This is a genomic window from Neptunomonas sp. ABH4_499, from assembly GCF_056160565.1.
Map to the genome: position 1 here is coordinate 265608 of NZ_JBSWXK010000002.1, position 19831 is coordinate 285438.

At 49.3% G+C, this 19831-nt stretch carries 18 protein-coding genes and 2 pseudogenes; 11 read left to right on the forward strand and 9 right to left on the reverse strand.

Going from position 1 to position 19831, the window contains the following annotated elements; translation table 11 throughout:
- Nucleotides 1-187: 187 nt before the first annotated feature.
- From ACXAF9_RS03035 to phaR, 9 genes and pseudogenes are all read left to right on the forward strand, one after another.
- Nucleotides 188-715, forward strand: a pseudogene (locus ACXAF9_RS03035) (DNA translocase FtsK 4TM domain-containing protein); the annotation flags it as partial.
- A 645-nt stretch (nucleotides 716-1360) separates the two neighbouring features.
- A pseudogene (locus ACXAF9_RS03040) lies at nucleotides 1361-2857 on the forward strand (DNA translocase FtsK); the annotation flags it as partial.
- A gap of 21 nt (nucleotides 2858-2878) precedes the next feature.
- Complete coding sequence (lolA, locus tag ACXAF9_RS03045) at nucleotides 2879-3514, forward strand: outer membrane lipoprotein periplasmic chaperone LolA (RefSeq protein WP_475070197.1); 636 nt, start codon at nucleotides 2879-2881, stop codon at nucleotides 3512-3514.
- A complete protein-coding gene (locus ACXAF9_RS03050) occupies nucleotides 3514-4869 on the forward strand; it encodes a replication-associated recombination protein A (protein WP_475070199.1) in 1356 nt (451 codons plus the stop codon). The genes lolA and ACXAF9_RS03050 overlap by 1 nt, the downstream gene beginning before the upstream one ends.
- A 40-nt stretch (nucleotides 4870-4909) precedes the next feature.
- Entirely contained in the window at nucleotides 4910-5281 is a 372-nt protein-coding gene (gene crcB / locus ACXAF9_RS03055) for a fluoride efflux transporter CrcB (protein ID WP_475070202.1), read from the forward strand.
- Between the two features lie 17 nt (nucleotides 5282-5298).
- A complete protein-coding gene (gene serS / locus ACXAF9_RS03060; protein WP_475070204.1) occupies nucleotides 5299-6573 on the forward strand; it encodes a serine--tRNA ligase in 1275 nt (424 codons plus the stop codon).
- 60 nt (nucleotides 6574-6633) lie between these two features.
- The gene (locus tag ACXAF9_RS03065; RefSeq protein ID WP_475070205.1) at nucleotides 6634-7803 is read left to right on the forward strand and encodes an MFS transporter; all 1170 of its coding nucleotides are present in this window, start codon (nucleotides 6634-6636) and stop codon (nucleotides 7801-7803) included.
- A gap of 78 nt (nucleotides 7804-7881) precedes the next feature.
- Complete coding sequence (locus ACXAF9_RS03070; protein WP_475070206.1) at nucleotides 7882-8142, forward strand: DUF6489 family protein; 261 nt, start codon at nucleotides 7882-7884, stop codon at nucleotides 8140-8142.
- Between the two features lie 30 nt (nucleotides 8143-8172).
- A complete protein-coding gene (phaR, locus tag ACXAF9_RS03075; protein ID WP_475070207.1) occupies nucleotides 8173-8682 on the forward strand; it encodes a polyhydroxyalkanoate synthesis repressor PhaR in 510 nt (169 codons plus the stop codon).
- An 83-nt stretch (nucleotides 8683-8765) separates the two neighbouring features.
- On the opposite strand, the gene ACXAF9_RS03080 is transcribed toward phaR, so the two are convergent.
- The 8 genes from ACXAF9_RS03080 to arsC all read right to left on the reverse strand — a co-directional run bounded on the left by ACXAF9_RS03080 (nucleotide 8766) and on the right by arsC (nucleotide 16081).
- Nucleotides 8766-9839 carry an alpha/beta fold hydrolase gene (locus ACXAF9_RS03080; RefSeq protein ID WP_475070209.1) on the reverse strand — a complete coding sequence of 358 codons (1074 nt, stop codon included), beginning with the start codon at nucleotides 9837-9839 and terminating at the stop codon, nucleotides 8766-8768.
- A gap of 12 nt (nucleotides 9840-9851) precedes the next feature.
- Nucleotides 9852-10778 carry a poly(R)-hydroxyalkanoic acid synthase subunit PhaE gene (locus ACXAF9_RS03085; RefSeq protein WP_475070211.1) on the reverse strand — a complete coding sequence of 309 codons (927 nt, stop codon included), beginning with the start codon at nucleotides 10776-10778 and terminating at the stop codon, nucleotides 9852-9854.
- Between the two features lie 84 nt (nucleotides 10779-10862).
- Nucleotides 10863-11741, reverse strand: a complete 879-nt coding sequence (locus tag ACXAF9_RS03090) for a LysR family transcriptional regulator (RefSeq protein ID WP_475070214.1) — start codon at nucleotides 11739-11741, stop codon at nucleotides 10863-10865.
- 48 nt (nucleotides 11742-11789) lie between these two features.
- The gene (locus ACXAF9_RS03095) at nucleotides 11790-12737 is read right to left on the reverse strand and encodes a LysR family transcriptional regulator (protein ID WP_475070217.1); all 948 of its coding nucleotides are present in this window, start codon (nucleotides 12735-12737) and stop codon (nucleotides 11790-11792) included.
- Nucleotides 12738-13035: 298 nt separating this feature from the next.
- Nucleotides 13036-14703, reverse strand: a complete 1668-nt coding sequence (locus ACXAF9_RS03100; protein WP_475070219.1) for a SufS family cysteine desulfurase — start codon at nucleotides 14701-14703, stop codon at nucleotides 13036-13038.
- 7 nt (nucleotides 14704-14710) lie between these two features.
- Entirely contained in the window at nucleotides 14711-15133 is a 423-nt protein-coding gene (locus ACXAF9_RS03105; RefSeq protein ID WP_475070221.1) for a DUF2069 domain-containing protein, read from the reverse strand.
- 4 nt (nucleotides 15134-15137) lie between these two features.
- Entirely contained in the window at nucleotides 15138-15731 is a 594-nt protein-coding gene (wrbA, locus tag ACXAF9_RS03110; RefSeq protein ID WP_475070223.1) for an NAD(P)H:quinone oxidoreductase, read from the reverse strand.
- Nucleotides 15731-16081, reverse strand: a complete 351-nt coding sequence (arsC, locus tag ACXAF9_RS03115) for an arsenate reductase (glutaredoxin) (protein WP_475070225.1) — start codon at nucleotides 16079-16081, stop codon at nucleotides 15731-15733. The genes wrbA and arsC overlap by 1 nt, the downstream gene beginning before the upstream one ends.
- A 133-nt stretch (nucleotides 16082-16214) precedes the next feature.
- Here arsC and ACXAF9_RS03120 point away from each other — a divergent pair, with 133 nt between their 5' ends.
- Complete coding sequence (locus ACXAF9_RS03120) at nucleotides 16215-17585, forward strand: YihY family inner membrane protein (RefSeq protein WP_475070227.1); 1371 nt, start codon at nucleotides 16215-16217, stop codon at nucleotides 17583-17585.
- An 11-nt stretch (nucleotides 17586-17596) separates the two neighbouring features.
- Nucleotides 17597-17875, forward strand: coding sequence for an acylphosphatase (locus ACXAF9_RS03125; protein WP_475070229.1), 279 nt, complete (start codon nucleotides 17597-17599; stop codon nucleotides 17873-17875).
- Nucleotides 17876-17948: 73 nt separating this feature from the next.
- Here the strand turns inward: ACXAF9_RS03125 and ACXAF9_RS03130 are convergent, their stop codons facing one another.
- Nucleotides 17949-19664, reverse strand: coding sequence for a proline--tRNA ligase (locus ACXAF9_RS03130; protein ID WP_475070233.1), 1716 nt, complete (start codon nucleotides 19662-19664; stop codon nucleotides 17949-17951).
- Nucleotides 19665-19831: the final 167 nt, after the last annotated feature.

Below are 19831 nucleotides of genomic sequence, written 5' to 3' on the forward strand. Positions count from 1 at the left end.
TAACCTAGAACGGAATGATATTAACGTTACGTTGTGTTTTTTTCGTTAAGCTGAACTCAGTAAACTAATTGTGGTCTTTGCGAAGCGCTAAAACGGCAAATGTGCTATGTTTACGCGCTTGCATTAAGTGGTTTGTTTTTAAGGATATCGAGTGGAAAGCATGCGTTCGGAGTCTCCCGTAGCGTTTATGGATCTGTTAGCCAGAATTGCTAAGCATCTGGTTCTTATCACCGTCATTTTAGGGTGTGTTTACCTGTTTATGAGTCTGTTGGGGTATGACCCCAAAGATGAGGGGTGGTCTCATCTTGGCTATCACCCGGATATTGCCAATTTTATGGGCCGCGCGGGCGCTTACTGGGCGGACGTTTCGTTCTCTTTTCTGGGGCTCACCGCTTGGTTAGTGCCCTTTATTGTCTTATTACCAACATTGCGTTTTTTAGTGCGGGGTAAGGTAACCCTGTTTGATGGTTTGCCGTTTGTAATGCTGCGCTCTTTGGGTGTGGTGATGGTGGTGTTCTCGTTGGCGTCTTTAGCGTCGATCCACATCAGTAACGAGACGCATCAATTCAGTTACACCAGTGGCGGTATCTTAGGGCAAGCTTTATCCGATCTGATGGTGTCTTGGTTTAGCTTGATCGGCAGCACCGTTATTTTGTTAGCCTCTTTATTAATGGGCTTCACCTTTTACCTAGAGCGCTCATGGGGGCAGCTGTTTGATATGATCGGCGCGGCTTTGTTGTCGATCACCAAGGTTGGCGGTGTGTTTCAAGGTATCTCCCTGCCTAAGCGTGAGCCAAAGGTGGAAGAGGGCAGTGGACGCTCGCTTGCGGATGTTCAGGAAGCGATGCGAGCCCGCATCAAAGAGCGCTTTGAGCCTGTCATGACAAAACAAACGGGTGACGCGACCCAAAAAGAACCTGTTGCACCGGTTAAAACGGCCAAGCCTGAGCCTTCTTTACAAGCTGAGCTATCGCCATTAGATCGAGCGCTTGAGCTGACCGCGGAGCGTGACTACAACATCAATCAGTCTACGGGTGAGATTATCTCAGACGACGATATCCCCGTGGTTACCGATATTGTAGACATGCCAGATGCACGTACCAGTGAAGCTAAACCACCGGTGTCACCACAGATGCCAAGCACAGCCACAGTTTCAGAGCCGGTAACTCAAAAGCCTTCGGTTGCACCGCAGCCTAATACTGCAGCGGATAACTATCCACTGCATGCGGACGATCATTTGGCGAAAAAAGGCCTTAAAATCGTACCGCTTGCCCAAACGCATCAGCCGCTATCGGTCGAAGATGATGTTGACCTAAACACACCTGCCAAAGATCGACGCCCAGTAAGATCGTTGCAAAAGATCCCGTCATTGGACCTTTTGGACCCGCCAGAGCTGCAAACGGACACCGGTTACACCGAAGAGCAACTGGAAGATATGTCTCGATTGCTTGAGGCAAAACTTAAAGATTTTGGTGTCGTTGCTGAGGTCGTGGAAGTTAATCCGGGCCCTGTAATTACCCGCTTTGAAATCCAGCCAGCTCCGGGTGTTAAAGCCAGTAAAATTACCAACCTTGCTAAAGACTTGGCGCGCTCTCTAGCGGTGATGAGCGTGCGTGTGGTTGAAGTGATTCCGGGTAAATCGGTGATGGGGATCGAGATACCTAACCAAAATCGCCAGACTGTGCGCTTAAGTGAAGTCTTAAACTCAAAACCGTATAAAGAAGCGTCCTCGCGCCTGACATTGGGCTTAGGTAATGACATTGCCGGTAACCCTGTGGTCGCGAACTTAGCGAAAATGCCGCACTTGCTGGTGGCCGGTACCACAGGTTCTGGTAAGTCTGTGGGTGTGAATGCCATGTTGCTGAGCTTGCTGTTTAAAGCCACGCCCGATGAAGTCCGTTTGATGATGGTCGACCCGAAAATGTTGGAGTTGTCCATTTATGAAGGGATTCCACATCTGTTAACCCCTGTCATAACCGACATGAAAGAAGCCGCAGGCGGCTTACGTTGGTGCGTGGGTGAAATGGAGCGCCGCTACCGCCTGATGGCGAAAATGGGGGTTCGTAATTTGGCTGGCTTTAACGATAAGCTTAAAGCGGCCGAGCAAAACGGTGAGCCATTACGGGATCCGCTTTGGAAAGCCGAAGAACACGGCGAGCCAGAAGGGACTCCAGCACCTTACCTTGAGCCTTTACCTTACATCGTTGTGGTCATCGACGAATTTGCCGACATGATGATGATTGTGGGTAAAAAAGTAGAGGAGCTGATCGCGCGTATCGCTCAAAAAGCCCGTGCGGCTGGTATCCATTTAATCCTTGCGACGCAGCGTCCTTCTGTGGATGTGATTACCGGTTTGATCAAAGCTAACGTGCCGACACGCATCGCCTTCCAAGTATCATCTAAGATCGACTCGCGTACGATTTTGGATCAGGCGGGTGCCGAAAACCTATTGGGTAACGGTGATATGTTGTACCTCCCAGCAGGTACGAGTGTGCCAAACCGTGTGCACGGTGCGTTTGTCAGTGATGATGAGGTTCACCGCATCGTGGAGGCTTGGAAAGCGATCGGTTCACCTGTTTATATCGACTCCATTTTGGATGATGGTGGCTCTGACGGTGCAACTCCTGGATCGGGCGGTGGTCTATTTGATGACGAACAGGATGCACTTTACGACGAAGCGGTGGCTTTTGTGACCGAAACGCGTAAAGCCTCGATCTCGAGTGTGCAGCGTAAATTAAAGATCGGCTATAACCGCGCTGCACGCATGATCGAAACGATGGAAGCGGCGGGTGTGGTCTCTGAACCAGGCTCTAATGGGCAACGTGAAGTGATTGCACCGCCCCCGGTTCGTGATTGACCTCTTTTTCAGGAAGTAAGTATGAAAAAAACATTGTTAATGACAACCTTGCTAGGAAGCGCACTTTTTTCAGGTTGGGCGTTTGCTGATACGCCTGCAGAAGCATTGCAGGATGTTCTTAAAGGCTATGATCGATTCTCGGCCGAGTTTGAGCAGATGACGCGCACAGAGCAATCCGTAACAAGCGAAGTCAGCCAAGGCCAGTTTTACGTTGAAAAGCCAGGTAAATTCCGTTGGGAAACCTATACGCCATTCCCGCAGACCATTGTCAGTGACGGTGAGTTTGTATGGATTTACGACCCCGACCTTGAACAAGCCACGCGTAAACCGGTACAAAGTGCGGATGCGAACGGTGCGGCCATGATTCTTAATGGCGATGTAGATGGCTTAAACGAAGAGTATGAAATTCATCAAAGCGATACATCGGCATCAACTCAAATGTTTGAGCTAACGCCCAGAAGTGATCAAAGCAGCTTTCAAAAAATCCTCATCTACTTTAATGAGGGTGTGATGTCGGAGCTGCTTTTGGAAGACGTGCTTGGTCAGCAAACGACCATCATGATGCAAAAACCGGTGATTAATTCGGATATGGAAGAAAGCCTGTTTCACTTTGATCCACCCGAGGGTGTGGATGTACTGATCAGCGAAGAGGGTTAATGGACGATCTTTTTGGCAGCCAAGAGAACCTGTACGAGCCGCTTGCATCCCGAATGCGACCGGCTCGACTTGATGATTACATCGGTCAAAGCCACCTGTTAGGGGAAGATAAGCCCCTTCGCCATGCGATCGAGCAAGGCCAGATCCACTCGATGATTTTCTGGGGGCCGCCAGGTGTTGGTAAGACCACGCTGGCCAAACTGATTGCTCATTATGCCGATGCTCACTTTATGGTGATCTCGGCGGTGCTTTCGGGTGTTAAAGAGATCCGCACGGCGGTAGAAGAGGCAAAAATTGTCCGTGCCAATCAAGGGCGCAAGGTCATTTTATTTGTTGATGAGGTGCACCGCTTCAATAAATCCCAACAAGATGCTTTCTTGCCTTACATCGAAGATGGCACGTTTATCTTTATCGGGGCCACCACTGAAAACCCCTCCTTTGAGCTTAACAATGCGTTGCTTTCACGTGCGCGAGTCTATTTGTTAAAGCATTTAACCGAAGCTGAAACTCAGCAGGTGATTACCCAAGCGCTGAATGACCCTGAAAAAGGCCTCGGCCAGCACCCTTATGTCCTTGCAGAAGGGGCTCTGGAGCGTCTAGCACTGGCAGCCGATGGCGATGCACGTCGCGCGCTAAACCTTTTAGAAATAGCGACCGACTTTGCGATCAAGGGACAAAACGCGCAGGGCGAAGAGGTTTATACCATCGCGTTGGAGCACCTAAGTGAGGTCTTAAACGCAAATGTACGTCGATACGATAAGCAGGGGGATCTGTTTTTCGACATGATCTCTGCGTTTCATAAATCGGTACGCGGATCTTCTCCTGATGGCGCTTTGTACTGGTGCTGTCGAATGCTAGAAGCCGGATGCGATCCACTTTATATCGCGCGTCGTTTGGTGGCTATTGCATCGGAGGATATTGGCAATGCAGACCCGCGCTCCATGCAGGTGGCATTGAGTGCGTGGGATGCGTTTGAACGTGTAGGGCCTGCCGAAGGTGAGCGGGCGATTGCTCAGGCAGCTGTGTACTGTGCCGTGGCGCCCAAAAGTAACGCGCTTTATGCAGCATACAAAGCCTGCCGTGCGGATATACGCAGTGACCCAGAGCTTGAGGTGCCGGTGCATCTTCGCAATGCGCCGACTTCGTTAATGAAAGATTTAGGGTATGGCGAGGAGTATCGCTACGCCCACAACGAGCCGCATGCTTTTGCGGCCGGAGAGGTATACCTTCCTGAGGCCATACAGGATCGTCATTATTACGAGCCTACCGAGCGCGGTTTAGAACAGAAAATTAAAGCGAAAATGGAACAGCTGGCTCAGTGGGATGAGCAGAGTCCGGTTAAACGATATCGCTAGGCTATTAACCTAAATCCGTCATCTAATAGGAGTAAGCACAATGTTGACCTGGGTATCCGTTGCCATTGGTGGTGCTGTTGGAGCGATGTTTCGGTTTTACCTAGCGGGTGTGCTCAATTCGCAGGCTGAAAAACTCCCCATCGGGACCTTGTTTTGTAACGTGCTAGGTTCGTTAATTATGGGTGTTTTGTTTGTGCTGGTTATGGAGAAAGCCAAGCTTTCGCCAGAGCTTCGACCGCTATTGATGGTGGGCTTTTTAGGGGCTTTTACGACTTTCTCTTCCTTCTCTTTGGAAACCGTCTCACTTATGCAGCAAGGCCATATCATGTCGGCTGCAATCTATGTATTATTAAGCGTCATTTTATGCATCCTTGCAGCGGGCCTAGGTATTTGGGTCACGCGATTGTTTTGATTAAGGTTTTTTGAGTCATGTTAGATACCAAACTGGTTCGTACAAATCCGGAAGCCGTTGCTGAGCAACTGGTTAAAAAGAAGTTTGAATTCCCAACTGAGCGCTACAACGAGCTGGAAAGTCAGCGTCGTGAAGTGCAGGTTCAAACTGAAAACCTTCAAAACGAGCGCAATACCCGATCCAAAAGCATAGGTAAAGCTAAAGCGGCGGGCGAAGACATTCAGCCGCTGCTGGCCGAAGTACAAACCTTGGGTGACCAGCTGGATGCGGCTAAAGCGGAATTAGTTCGTATTTCTGAAGAGCTCGATAACCTGTTGCTGGGTGTTCCTAACATTCCGGATTCTTCTGTACCAGAAGGGGTGGATGAAGACGACAACGTTGAAGTTCGACGTTGGGGTACGCCGCGTGAATTTGATTTCGAGCCGCAAGACCACGTTGCTCTGGGTGAGCAGCAAGGTGGCTTGGACTTTGAAACCGCCGCAAAATTAACCGGATCTCGTTTTGCTGTCATGACCGGCAAGATGGCGCGTCTGCACCGTGCATTGATTCAGTTTATGTTGGATGTTCAAACCAACGAGCACGGTTACACAGAAACGTACGTTCCTTACATGGTGAATGCCGACAGCCTTAAGGGTACCGGTCAGCTGCCTAAGTTTGAGGAAGACCTGTTCAAAGTGCCTTTTGGCGAGCGTCATTACTACTTGATCCCAACGGCGGAAGTACCGGTCACGAATATCGTACGTGATACCATCGTTGATGCCGAACAGCTGCCTTTGAAATATACCGCGCATACGCCGTGTTTTCGTTCCGAAGCGGGTGCATCTGGCAAAGATACGCGTGGCATGATTCGCCAACACCAGTTCGAAAAAGTCGAGATGGTACAGGTGGTCGAACCAACCAAATCTTGGGAAGCACTTGAGTCTATGACTCAGAACGCAGAAGCGATTTTGCAAAAACTGAACCTGCCGTACCGTGTTGTTGCATTGTGTGGCGGTGATTTGGGCTTTAGCTCAGCGAAAACCTACGACATTGAAGTTTGGTTGCCAGGTCAAGATAAATACCGTGAGATCTCGTCTATCTCTAACATGACGGACTTCCAAGCGCGCCGAATGATGGCGCGCTGGCGTAACCCTGAAACAGGCAAGCCGGAGCTGGTTCATACCTTGAACGGCTCGGGTCTTGCGATTGGTCGTACGTTAGTGGCTGTGCTTGAAAACTATCAGCAAGCCGACGGTACCGTTTTGGTGCCAGAAGTACTTCAGCCTTACATGGGTGGAGCAACCACACTGTAAGCTAAACCCTATTACCAAGCCCGGCTCCTGCCGGGTTTTTTCATTTAGGACTGGTCTCACATGGATGCGATCCCTTACAAGCGGCTATCAGGTTTCTACTTCTTTTACTTCGCCTTGTTGGGTGCAATCATCCCGTATTGGTCACTCTACCTGGAGTCTCTCGCTTTTGATGCGATCACCATCGGTGTGCTGATGTCGATCTCACATTTGACGCGTGTCTTTGCTCCCTCGCTTTGGGGTTACTTGGCGGATAGGACGGGTAAGCGGCTTAGTATCATTCGCTTAGGCGCGCTAGCTACCTGGTTAATCTTCCTATTAATGTTCGATCAAGATGCCGCATGGCGTGTCGGCTTGATCATGCTGTTGTTCAGTTTTTTCTGGAACGCGGTGCTGCCTCAGTTTGAAGTCGTCACCATGACCCATTTGGGTGATCAGCGTGCTCGGTATTCCTTAATACGCGTGTGGGGTTCCATCGGCTTTATCGTCAATGTGGTCGGTTTTGGTTATCTCTTTGATAAAATCGAGATCGGCTATTTGGTCCATGCGATGTGGTTGATCATGGTGATGATCTGGATTTTTGCCTGCTGTGTTCCATCGCCTAATCTTAAGCGGGCTTCTTCATCGGATGTTGAGGCAGATCAGTCATTTAAAAAGACTTTCTGTACGCCGGCTGTTCTGGCATTTTTTGCGGCGACGTTTCTTGTCCAGTTATCACATGGTCCTTATTACACCTTTTTCAGCATCATGATGGAGTCCTCTGAGTTTTCTCGTGGTGAAATTGGGTGGATATGGGCGATTGGCGTAATGGCTGAGGTCGGGGCCTTTATCGTCATGCACCGTTTTATTGAGGTATTGGGTTGTCGCAACTTGATGATCATAAGTCTTATGTTAGCGGCGCTGCGTTGGAGTTTGGTGGCTTTGTTCCCAACGGTGATGCCGGTGCTTTTGATGAGCCAGTTACTTCATGCTGCTTCCTTTGGGGCGATGCACGCAACCGGTATTACGCTGGTACACCACTTTTTTGCAGAGCAGCACCAAGGTAAAGGGCAGGCGTTATTTTCCAGTTTAGGGTTTGGTCTGGGGGGAAGTTTAGGGGCTTTAATCTCTGGTTTTATCTGGGAGCCTTTCGGCCCTGTGATGACCTTTTTACTCGCGAGTTTGGCGTGTATTTTGGCTGCTATAATTACCTATGTATGGATGCACCAAAAGCCGCGCTTAGTGGTTAATTAGCTGATCTTTTGCACTGCGAAACGTTAGGTTATATAGTTGTGGACGTCCGTGCTACAAGTATAAAAAACGGAGGTTCCGATGAACTTCAAAATCGATGTGGACATCACCCCTGAAGAGATGCGTAAGCTTCTTGGTCTTCCAGATATATCTGGCCTTCAGGATGAAATGATCCAGAAAATACGTGAGCAAATGGAAGCCGGGGCAGAAGGGTATGACCCCTTAAGCTTAATGAAGCCCTACATGAACAGTGGCTTGGGTTCCATGGAAGCGTTCCAAAAAATGATGATGGGCATCATGAGTCAATATGGCTCTTTCGACAAAAGCCGTAATGACAAGTAAAGCCGCGTTACGACACAGTAAGGGTTTAGAGTGACAGAGAGAGATCCAGAATTGCGTATTCTTCGAAAATACACGAATCGACGCTTATACGACACTTCCAGAAGTTGTTACGTCACCCTTGAAGATGTCAAAAAACTGGTGCTCAGTGGCGAGCCGTTCCAAGTGCTGGATTCGAAAACGGGAAATGACCTTACCCGCAATATCTTGCTGCAAATCATCAGTGAGCAAGAAGCGGACGGTCACGGAACGTTGTTGACCAATCAGGTTCTACAGCAGTTGATCCGTTTCTACGGGGACAGCATGCAAGGTATGATGAGTCAGTACTTGGAACAAAGCATTGCGGCCTTCCTAGAGCATCAAGAACGTATTCGTGAGCAGATGCAAACCATGATGGGAGTGGCCAACCCGCTGACGATGATGAACAAAATCGCCGATCAAAACATGGCTGTATGGAATATGTTTCAGCCAAGTGGCACGAAAAAGCCAGAAGAGGGCGACGAGCCGGCTCCTGAATCTGAAGGCGACTCATCTAAAAAGTAAGCTTCATGCGCAGCAGGTCTAAGGCTTGCTGCTACCTTCCTCTTTTTAAGAGCACTCCTAGACCTTTTATCTCTCTGTTCTGGTTATTCGTCAGAGCAAAGCCACTTGGAAATGCACGCAGGTACAGTTTTAAGTGATTTAGCACTCACAAATACGCCGATGTGCCCCGCCTCGACTTCGTATTCGCTGTAATCGATGTTTGCCGGTAATAACCCTTTAAGGGCTTTGGAGGAAGCGGGCGGCACAAGATGATCATGCTCACCAAATAGGTTTAGTACTGGTGATTTTAGTGCTTTTAGATCAATAGCTTGAGTGCCTATCTTCATGCAGTTGTTCACCAGTGCATTATCTTTAAAGCACTGGTTTTGAAACTCAAGAAACGCGGCTGCCGCTTGGTCAGGGCAATCATTGATCCATTTTTCCATCCGTAAAAAACGCTTAGCCGATGTTGTATTTTGACAGGCGCTGATCAGGTGTAATTGTTTATCAATGGATTGTTTGAGTGGCGTTAAATGCGCAAAGGTTTGGCTCAAAAAACGGCCGGGTATGTTGCCAAAGGTGTGGCTTAGTTTTACTGCATCAATCTGGTGAGTGAGTGCTCTTAGTGCGTTGTCTGGCGTATGGAAGTCCACCGGCGTTACGCAAAGAATGAGGCGATTAATACGCTCCGGATACAGTGCTGAGAAGCACAAGGCCAATACGCCCCCTTGGCAGACACCCAGTAAGTTAATCTTGCTGATATCAGCGTGGTTGCACGCCTGTTCAATACCGATGGCTAATCGATCGTCAATATAATCGCTTAAATCCAAGAATTGATCCGTTATGTCGGGGTAACCCCAGTCCAGCACATACAGGTCATGACCTTCTGCAAGAAGATGCTGTATGAAGGATCGATCTGGGTCTAAATCCAGCATGTACCAACGATTGACCAATGCATAACAAATGAAGATGGGGGCTTTTTTGGGGGCGTTCGTAAAGGGTGAAGCGTCGTAATAACGAAGGGCGAGACCATCGTGTTCATAAAGGATCACGCAAGCGGTGTTGGCGGTGTCAATCTCATCCAGCTGCTGGAGCGTTGTGTGAGCGGTACTAAGACGCGTGAGGTGATCGAGTATCTCGGTATGTAGGTTAAGCGGCGTTAAAGACACATTTTTCATTCGATACAGCGCTTATTGATCATCGATTGAATGGGTCGCAAGTGTCATTACTTTCTGTTCAAGGTCGGCTAATTGTTTAGCCAAAGTATCGTTTAAGACTTGCTGTTCTTTTAATGCTTTTTGCACGCTTGATAACTCTTTGCGTGTGGCATGCTGACGCTCAAAGACCTTAGTCATACCGGATTGTGTGCACAGTCCAAATTGCTCAAAGGTTTCATTCATCAAGCGTTGCGAATACTCAGTAAGGTCTAAGTAAGCGTGTGTAACGGCCGCGTAGGTGGCTTGATACGTGTCCGATAAGATCGCTTCGGCATGTGCGCCATCATACGCCGTTACCCAGTGATCATGCAGGCTTTTAAGTGATTCAATCGGTGATTCACTTTGACTGATACCTGCTTTAAATCGCACTATCGCGGATTCCGTAATGCGCTCATATTCAATGGCGTACAAGCTGATAGCCGCGCGATATGCTTCGGTCAGCTGAACAATGCGTGTGGTTCGCGACTGCCAATTGATGTGGCTAAGGTTGGGCAGCAGGGCTTCCCACGCGTTTTTAGCCGATTGAAACCAAGGTTGCTGTTGCGTCAGTTGCTCGCTCTGCTGGATCAGCTTGATGAAAGCGGTTTGCCACTTGCTATCAAGCTGAGTGGCGGATTTGAGTTGATCGAGTGCGGTGTGATGAATCAGTTGCTCGAAGTCAGCAATGATCGTATCAAGGCCTTCGGCATCCCAGCCGTCTTTGTTTTGAAGGCGCTCGATCAGTGTTGCCCCAATGCGCGCAAACGCTTCTGATTGGGTCACCATTTTGGTAGCCAGATTTAAGGCGTCCATAGGGGAGTCGAACGGTTCGGTTTGCCCAACCGAGTGCAACCAATCGCTGAGCAGTTGGTTCTGCTGCTGATAGAAGGCATCCAGTTGGTTTTTTAAATCACCGATCACACGATCACTCCTTAAAGAGAGGGCTGTTGGTTCAGCCTAGCTTATATTAGAGATCAAACGCTTGGGAATAAACCCACATTGAGTTTAATTTGAAGGCGGTTCCTCTGAGAGCATCTCGACCAAGCAGCGAGCGGCATTTGATAAGGTGCGGTCTTTATGAAAAATATACCCTAGTTGTCGAACGATCGGCTCTTTACCGGTATCGAGCACCGTCAGTGAGTCATCGATTAACGTTTCTGGCAAAAGGCTCCAGCCCAGTCCAATGCTGACCATCATCCTAATGGTGTCCAAGTAGCCAGTAGACATCGAGACGTTCAATTCGAGCCCCTGTTTGTGAAACTGCTCGGCCAAGACTTGATACGTAAAGGTTGTGGTCGAGGGCAGAATCGAAGGGGTTCGGGTAAGCTCTTCTAAGGTTACTTGCTTTTGTTGGGCTAGTGGGTGGTCTTTACCGACAACGTACTGCAGTGTGTCCTCCCAAATAGGATGCGAACAAATCACAGGGTCTGGCGTTGGAGATAGGGTGATGAGTGCCAGCTCCAGTTGGCCGTGCACAATGGCTTCGTAGGCCGCTTCTGACTCATCAAAGTGCAGTTGTAACTCCACGTCGGGGTAGTGTTCAGTGAACCTTCGCAACACGCAGGGTAAGCGGTGTAGACTGATATGGTGGCTTGCGGCTAACGATAAAACGCCGCTGACCTCACCTTTTAAATTCCCCATGGCGCGATTGGCATCTTGGATGGCTGCCAATATGGTTTCGGCACGGGGTAATAGAGCAAGGCCTGCTTCGGTTAATGAGACTTTTCGGCCAATTCGGTCAAACAGCTTTTGGTTAAGTTGATCTTCCAATAATGCAATGCGCTTACTCACGGCCGACTGGGTAATAAAGAGTTTTTGTGCGGCTTGAGAGAAAGATTTGGCTTGTGCAACGGCAAGAAACGCCGTGAGGGTATGGGTATCCATATTGATCCACCAAGTATTCAGGGGGCCGTAGCCCCTGAAGTCACACAATCAGTGATGATCTTGGGCGCTAAGCTCGTGATCGGGATTGTGATTAGCGGGCGTTACCATCATGTCAGTTACCCAAGGGTGATCAACAATCATGCTCATCATGTGATCAATGAACAGGCGCACTTTTGGGTTTAAGTGGCGACGGCTTGGGTAGATTGCATTGACCTCGATGGAGGGGCAGGTGTATTCAGGCAGCACTTCCACCAGCTCACCCGCTTGTACGCAGCCATGGCAGTAAACACGTGGGAGTCGAGCAATACCTAAGCCTTGTAACACCATCTCGCGGTTAAATGCGATGCTGTTGGCTTTCAGGTTGCCGGTGACTTCGATGGCATGCGGCCAGTTATCGAATTCCCAGTAATCATGCGCTTTTAGCTGACCAAAACAAGCGTGTTTACTGAGCTCGTCCGGGTTCTGCGGGCTGCCCATGCGCTTTAAATATTCTTGGGATGCGTAGATGCCACGAGATACATGCGCGATGCGGCGTGCAATCAAGCTCGAATCGGCCAGTTCGCCGACACGGATCGCAAGGTCGATGCCTTCTTCGATCAGATCAACCAAGCGCGTGCTCAGCTCAACTTCAAGTTGAATCTTAGGGTAGCGTTCCATAAAGGTCGCCACCACATCATTCATCATGAAAACACCGAGCTCCGCAGGCATGGTTAAGCGCAAACGGCCGCGCGGGTCCTCTTGAGAGGCCGACAGTTGGTCTTTCGCGTTTTCAAGGTCGTTGATCAAAGGCTGGCAGCGGGTGAATAACTCTTCACCGTCATCGGTCAACTTTAGTTTTCGGGTCGTTCGTTGTAATAAACGCACACCCAAGTCATCTTCCAACTGAGCAATGCGTCGGCTAATGGTGGATTTCTGAATGCCAAGGCTTTCAGCAGCAGATGTGAAGCTGCCTGTCTCAACAATCCTAATGAATAAGCTGACATCATTAAGGTTCATGCATCTATCACTTTTCTTGTCAGGATGGAATGGTACGCGACGTCTGGCCGTGGCACAGCTTTACAATGATAAAGACTGACAAATAGGCGCAGTCTCAAACTCACAGAGCGCTTGTAAAAAGGGCTCTATTTGAATGCGGTAACTAAATCCTTGTTTTTTGTGAGCTTTAAATCGCACTGAAACAGTATGATATTCCTCCTTTCATAGGCAAAGATCAAGGCTCATACCAAAATAGTGCAAGCATCATATCCAAAAGTAGATATGACTTTTGCAAAAAGTAAGGGAATTCAAGCACTCATTAAACTGTTGCGCTTTTGAGTGCCTGTAAAATAGCCAAAACCCCATTTGTGCGAGAAGGGCTGAGAAAACGTGATAGCCCTACATCACTGAGCCATTGACTAGGGTTAACGCGGGACCATTCGTTTTTATCTAACCCGGTAAACGTTTGTGCGATTAATCCGCCGATGCCCCGCATGATGCGCGCTTCGGAGTCGATAAGGGGCGTAAAGGTCCCGTCTGTGTTGCGGTATTGGTGAATCCAGACTTTGGACTCACACCCATCTACAGGTGTGGCGGCTTCCCGTAACGGTGTTGGCCAAGGCAGTATTAGGCTACCCAAACTTAACAAGCCTGAGAGTGATATCGGCTGTTGCAGGCCGGGCTTTGTAAGCCCCAGTAGCCGGTTAAAATCGACTTCATCGTTGCGATGTGTATCATCGCTAAGAAGGGGCGATTCTTCGGTATTTGACGGATCTTCATTGGCTAATTGGATCAGTAAATCACAGGCCAAATCGACTTCTTGCAATGTGCTGTAAAGCGCAAGCGATATGCGTAAAGTGCCATCCAAACCGAGTGATTCCATCAAGGGCATGGCGCAGTGATGCCCCGTGCGTACGGCGATACCGTGTTCATCTAAAAGCAGTGCTAGGTCTTGATGGTGCCAATCATCAATCGTGAGGGATACGACACCGACATTGTCGGGTTTAGCAGCTAACACATGGATGTTTTTGTGTTGGGATAATCGCGTTACAAGGTGCTGCCGAAGCGTCGCTTCATGCTCTTGTATCGCGTTTCGGTCTTGTTGCGATAAAAAGCTAAGCGCTTCGGCAAGCCCGATCGCATCGGCGGTAGGCGGGGTGCCAGCCTCAAATTTAAACGGAAGTGTATTAAAGGTGGTTTTATTAAAGCTGACCTGTTTGATCATCTCGCCACCGCTTTGCCAAGGTGGCATCTTCTCAAGGAGGGCTGTTCTGGTCCAGAGCACGCCAATGCCATTTGGGCCGTAGCATTTATGACCCGAGAAAAAGTACGCATCTGCTCCTAATTGCTGAAGATCCACCTCAAGATGGGCCACCGCTTGGGATCCATCCACGACGAGTAGGGCGCTGTGATCGTGCACCTGCTGGGCAATTGATGTAATTGGGTTGATGACTCCCAGCGCATTCGAGACATGGGTGATGGCCACTATCTTAGGGGAGTGCGCTTTCAATAGCTGATTCAGTGCATCCAGATTAAGCGACTGGTCATCATTTAAAGGAATGGGAACGATGCGAGCCCCATGTCGCTCAGCGGCCAGTTGCCATGGAACGATATTGGCGTGGTGTTCCATGGTCGATACCAAAATGGTATCACCCGCGCTTAAACAATACTCAGACAGTGAGTAGGCCAGAAGGTTGGCCGCTTCTGTTGCGCCTTTCGTCCAGATGATCTCATGGGTAAGTTCAACGTGTAAAAACTCAGCAACAACGGAGCGTGCGTGCTCAAATTGTTGTGTCGCTTCATTTGATAACGTATGGGAGCCACGATGGACGTTACTGTTGTGCAATTTGTAAAAGCGCTGCTGCCTGTCCATGACGCGTCTTGGTTTTTGCGTTGTAGCCGCGTTATCTAGGTAAACGAGAGGTTTCGAGTGCACCTTGGTGGAGAGAATCGGGAATTCCCGACGGATCTTATTGACATCAAACATTTTGCACTCAATGAGTCTGTGTAGCTTCGCGGTTGAGACGTACGAGCTGACTAGCCCAACGAGAATACATCATGGCGCTAACAAATAAGGTGACAACTAAAACCGTATACAAGAGACCTGCGATCAATTGTACGCCGCCTGCGGCACTCATTAATACTGCACCGTTAAAGTAGATCAGTAGGATAAAACACAGCCACACATGACCACGAGGCGAGCCGTTGATTAAAAACGGCGTAAAGCTGATCAGCGGCAGAGTGTGCAAAAGCCAAACGGACCAAAGGCTATGAGCGTTGATCGCCATGTAGGCTAGGTACCAAGCGCTGAAAAAGACCAATAGCCCAATAAAGGAAGCTCGGCTAGCCCATTGGGTTACCCTTACCTTGCGTTCAAGCAGGTGTCGATCAGACTCGTGTAGTTGGGCTAGTTTCATAAACTTAGCTGAGCTTCTTCGAAAGTTGGGCGAGGCGGCTACCCACGGCGATGCAAAGTGTAAGCTCATGCTCATCGAGCTGGCCAGACCGGGTGTCGCCTGCCACGTGGCTCGCTCCGTAAGGGGTTCCACCGTGCTGGGTGTTCAACAATGCACTTTCCGAATAAGGGATGCCGCTGATGACCATGCCATGGTGAAGCAAAGGCAGCATCATGGTTTGAAGAGTGGACTCTTGACCACCGTGTAAACTCGAGGTGGAGGTAAACACGCTGGCCGGCTTGCCGATCAAATCCCCAGACATCCAAATCGAGCTGGTGGAGTCCAAAAAGAACTTTAACGGTGCGGCCATATTACCAAACCGTGTTGGGCTACCGAGCGCAAGCCCAGCGCAGCCTTTTAGATCGTCCAATGTGCAGTACAAGTCGCCGTCGTCCGGAATGCTCGGTGCCGTGGATTCACACACGCTGGACACTTCGGGCACAGTTCGAATCCGTGCTTCAAGTCCCGATTGCTCAATTCCACGGGCAATCTGGCGGGCCATTTCGCGCGTGGAACCGTGGCGTGAATAATAAAGCACCAAAACGTACGGCGTAGTCATTAGATAATCTCCAAAACACTCTCTGGTGGGCGGCCAATGCGCGCTTTAGCGTCTTTGATCACAATGGGACGCTCGATGAGTTTTGGGGTGTTGATCATGGCATCGATCAGTTGATCGTCTGTAAGCGAAGCATCGTCTAGACCTTGCTCTTTGTATTCGGCTTCTTTCTTGCGCATTAATTCACGAGGGGTATAGCCCAATGCTGATAAAACCGAGGTGAGTTCCGCTTTTGTAGGCGTGTTTTTGAGATATTCAACGACGTCGGGTTGCACACCGTTATCTTCTAAGAGCTTGAGCGTTTCTCGTGATTTAGAGCAACGTGGGTTGTGATAAATGGTTACTTGGCTCATGGTGCGTCCTGTCAAAAACGGTTGTAAAACAGATGATAAGTTGTAAAGCTGCTTATTGTATCTGCCTCATGGGAAGATAAAAAGTAACTTGATGGCGTAGCGTCTTGGGCTAGATCATCAATTAGGGAGAATTATGAAAGCCATTGTGAACTCGACGTTCGTGCGCTTTATGCAGTACCTAATCCGTCAATTCTTGAATAACGGCGGAATCATCAATGCATCCGCTCTGACTTATACCACCTTGTTCGCTGTTGTGCCTTTAATGACGGTGACGTATGCGATGTTGTCCGCGATTCCATCCATTAATGAGTATGGAGATACGATCCAAAATTGGATCTTTGAAAACTTTGTACCCACCACAGGCGAGACCATCCGCAGCTATTTAAGTGAGTTCACAGGCCAAGCGAAGAAGTTGACCGGCGTAGGCATCGGTGCGCTGGTTGTGACGTCGATCATGATGATGCGTAATATCGAGGTCGCGTTTAACCGGATCTGGCGCGTGTCAGATCAGCGAAAGGGCGTTTCCAGCTTTCTCCTATATTGGGCGGTTTTAAGTTTGGGACCCATTCTGATCGGTTTGGGTTTGGTGGTCACCTCTTATGTGGCGACTTTACCTTTTGTGAACAGCGCAGCCGATTTGGTTGGCAAAGGACGATTATTGCTTTTACTGCCTTTGGTTTTGTCGATTATCGCGTTCACCTTGCTGTATGTGGCTGTGCCAAACTGCAAAGTCCCCCTCAAGAATGCGTTTATCGGCGGCTTAGTGGTTGCCATCCTGTTTGAGTCGGCAAAAAGAGGGTTTACTTTTTATGCAACTCAATTCCCGTCGTACGAGCTGATCTACGGCGCCTTTGCCGCGGTGCCTCTGTTTCTCTTTTGGATCTTTATCAGCTGGGTCATCATTCTCTCGGGGGCTGAGTTAACACGAGCGTTGACCGTGTATAAAACCTTGGATCGAACCCGTCAGTTTTCTCATCTGCACACGGTGGTGGGGGTTTTGTTCGCGCTTTGGAAAGCGCAGCAAGAGGGTAAAACCTTGTCGGATGATGTGTTACTTCAAACTGTACCTGGGCTTGATCAAAGTGGTTGGGATCAGTATGTTCAAATATTGGACGAAAAGCACCTGATCAAACGTGCAGACGAAGGTGAGTACCTGTTATCACGTGACCTTCAGTCGCTGTCCTTGTTGGATTTGTGCGATCGCCTTCCTTGGCCTATCCCTGAACCCATGGAGAACCCGATCAATAACAGCGGTTGGCTTGTTGCCTTAGACCAACGACTACAAACGGTTCGCGTTTCACATGAGCAGGCGCTTGGGGAGTCACTCGATGAGATGTTCCGCCGTTCACGAAGTGAAGGTCAAACGCTCGAAGAGGCCCTTGAAGATCGTAACGCAGAGAGTAAAAGCACAGTAGAAAACCGTGTTGAAGGCAGTCATATGGATGCGCTTCTAGGTGATACAACGTCACTTGAGGCCGGTGAAATGCCTGAAAAATCTAAGTAACGGAGTGATGTATGGAAAAAGCAGGATTGCATGCGTTTGTTTCCGGTCGAGTTCAGGGTGTGTGGTTTCGTAAAAACACTCAGGAGCAAGCGGAAATTCATGGCTTAGTTGGCTGGGTTAGAAACCTGCCAGATGGTCGTGTTGAAGTAAAAGCGTTTGGGCCTATAGAGTCGACTCAAGCGCTCGAAACATGGCTGTCAAAAGGGCCAAGGCTCGCTAATGTAATCCATCTTGAATCCAACGCCATCGATTACGAAGAAGAGCATACGGGTTTTATTATTACAGGCTAGCTTATTGGTGTGACCTAGATAGCAAAAAGCCCTGAGATTCAGGGCTTTTGTGTTTAAGTGGCTTAGATCACAATTATGCGAGCTTGCCTTTTAAAAACTCGATGATGCCTTCGGCAGTGACATCTTGTTTATCAGCGTCGGTGCGACCTTTGTACTCATAAGAGCCTGCTTTAATGCCACGATCCGAAATGACCAGTCGGTGAGGAATGCCGGTCAATTCCATGTCCGCAAACTTAACGCCTGGGCGCTCTTTACGGTCATCCAGCAGTACTTCGATACCCTCTGCTTTTAGTGCGTTGTAGATCTCATCCGCAACGGCTTGAACTTCTTCAGATTTGTCGTAGTTAAGCGGCACAATGGCGATTTGGAAAGGTGCCAGTGCGGTTGGCCAGATAATGCCATTGTCATCGTGGTTTTGCTCAATGGCAGCGGCCACCACGCGGGTAACGCCGATGCCGTAGCAGCCCATCTCCATTGTGACAGCTTTGCCGTTCTCATCCAGCACGGTAGCGTTCATCGCTTTGGAGTATTTATCCCCCAGCTGGAAGATATGACCCACTTCGATGCCACGTTTGATGTTGAGTGTACCCTGACCGCATGGGCTTGGATCACCTTCCACAACAGAGCGAAGATCGGCAATTTGTGGTGTTGCAACATCACGATCCCAGTTAATACCGAAATAGTGCTTGCCATCAATGTTAGCGCCCGCGCCAAAGTCAGACATGACCGCCACGGTACGGTCAATCACACACGGGATCGGCAGGTTAATGGGGCCGATGGAACCAAAGCCTGCATCCAGGAAGCTGCGGATTTGCTCTTCGCTTGCCATTTGCAGGGGGGCGGCCACTTCTGGCAATTTATCGGCTTTGATTTCGTTGAGTTCATGATCGCCGCGTACCAGCAATGCCACGAAATCAGCGTCGCACTCTTCAGAGGCAACAACGATCAATGTTTTAACCGTTTTCTCGATGGGCAGGTTATGTTGCTCGACCAGCTCGGCGATGGTTTTAGCATTAGGGGTGTCGACCAAGGTCATCTCTTGGGTCGCTTCACCGCGAGGTTCTTTTGGTGCCAGAGCTTCGGCAAGCTCTACGTTAGCCGCGTAATCACTGCTGTCCGAGAACGCGATGTCATCTTCACCCGATTGTGCCAAAACATGGAACTCATGCGAGCTGCTGCCGCCGATAGAGCCGGTATCGGCCAACACTGGGCGGAAGTCCAAACCTAAACGAGTAAACACATTGGTGTAAGCTTGGTGCATGGTCTCGTAAGTCGCTTGCAAGGACTCACGACTTGCGTGGAAAGAGTACGCATCTTTCATGATGAACTCGCGGGAGCGCATCACACCAAAGCGTGGGCGAATCTCGTCCCGGAATTTGGTTTGGATTTGGTAAAAGTTTGCCGGCAGCTGTTTGTAGCTTTTCAACTCACGACGAACAAGATCTGTGATCACTTCTTCGTGTGTTGGGCCTAAGCAGAAGTCGCGACCATGACGGTCATTCATGCGAAGCAGTTCCGGGCCGTATTGCTCCCAACGACCGGATTCTTGCCACAGTTCAGAAGGCTGAACGGTGGGCATCAGTACTTCTTGAGCGCCTGCGTTGTCCATCTCTTCGCGGACAATACGTTCCACTTTACGCAGCGTACGAAGACCCATGGGTAACCAAGAGTAAAGACCTGAGGCTTCTTTACGAATGAGGCCTGCTCGAAGCATAAGCTGGTGGCTGATCACCTCCGCATCGGACGGGGTCTCTTTTAGGGTCGCGATCAAAAACTGGCTGGCGCGCATAAGATTAACTGAACCTTTATCAAAAATTACGTGCGCCTATTCTAGGGTTTCCATGGGTAGGGGACAAGCCATACCAAAGTGATGTCGAGTTTTCACTAAAAATTAGGGGGCAAATATTAGAGAAAGGTTATCAATTTTAAGGATTTAGCATTATAGTTAAGTAAGGT

Bases quoted from the DNA above. Each gene is read 5' to 3' on its own strand.
- lolA (WP_475070197.1), top strand. From the start codon at position 2,879: ATGAAAAAAACATTGTTAATGACAACCTTGCTAGGAAGCGCACTTTTT.
- ACXAF9_RS03050 (WP_475070199.1), top strand. From the start codon at position 3,514: ATGGACGATCTTTTTGGCAGCCAAGAGAACCTGTACGAGCCGCTTGCA.
- crcB (WP_475070202.1), top strand. From the start codon at position 4,910: ATGTTGACCTGGGTATCCGTTGCCATTGGTGGTGCTGTTGGAGCGATG.
- serS (WP_475070204.1), top strand. From the start codon at position 5,299: ATGTTAGATACCAAACTGGTTCGTACAAATCCGGAAGCCGTTGCTGAG.
- ACXAF9_RS03065 (WP_475070205.1), top strand. From the start codon at position 6,634: ATGGATGCGATCCCTTACAAGCGGCTATCAGGTTTCTACTTCTTTTAC.
- ACXAF9_RS03070 (WP_475070206.1), top strand. From the start codon at position 7,882: ATGAACTTCAAAATCGATGTGGACATCACCCCTGAAGAGATGCGTAAG.
- ACXAF9_RS03080 (WP_475070209.1), bottom strand. From the start codon at position 9,839: ATGAAAAATGTGTCTTTAACGCCGCTTAACCTACATACCGAGATACTC.
- ACXAF9_RS03090 (WP_475070214.1), bottom strand. From the start codon at position 11,741: ATGGATACCCATACCCTCACGGCGTTTCTTGCCGTTGCACAAGCCAAA.
- ACXAF9_RS03095 (WP_475070217.1), bottom strand. From the start codon at position 12,737: ATGAACCTTAATGATGTCAGCTTATTCATTAGGATTGTTGAGACAGGC.
- ACXAF9_RS03100 (WP_475070219.1), bottom strand. From the start codon at position 14,703: ATGTTTGATGTCAATAAGATCCGTCGGGAATTCCCGATTCTCTCCACC.
- ACXAF9_RS03105 (WP_475070221.1), bottom strand. From the start codon at position 15,133: ATGAAACTAGCCCAACTACACGAGTCTGATCGACACCTGCTTGAACGC.
- wrbA (WP_475070223.1), bottom strand. From the start codon at position 15,731: ATGACTACGCCGTACGTTTTGGTGCTTTATTATTCACGCCACGGTTCC.
- arsC (WP_475070225.1), bottom strand. From the start codon at position 16,081: ATGAGCCAAGTAACCATTTATCACAACCCACGTTGCTCTAAATCACGA.
- ACXAF9_RS03120 (WP_475070227.1), top strand. From the start codon at position 16,215: ATGAAAGCCATTGTGAACTCGACGTTCGTGCGCTTTATGCAGTACCTA.
- ACXAF9_RS03125 (WP_475070229.1), top strand. From the start codon at position 17,597: ATGGAAAAAGCAGGATTGCATGCGTTTGTTTCCGGTCGAGTTCAGGGT.
- ACXAF9_RS03130 (WP_475070233.1), bottom strand. From the start codon at position 19,664: ATGCGCGCCAGCCAGTTTTTGATCGCGACCCTAAAAGAGACCCCGTCC.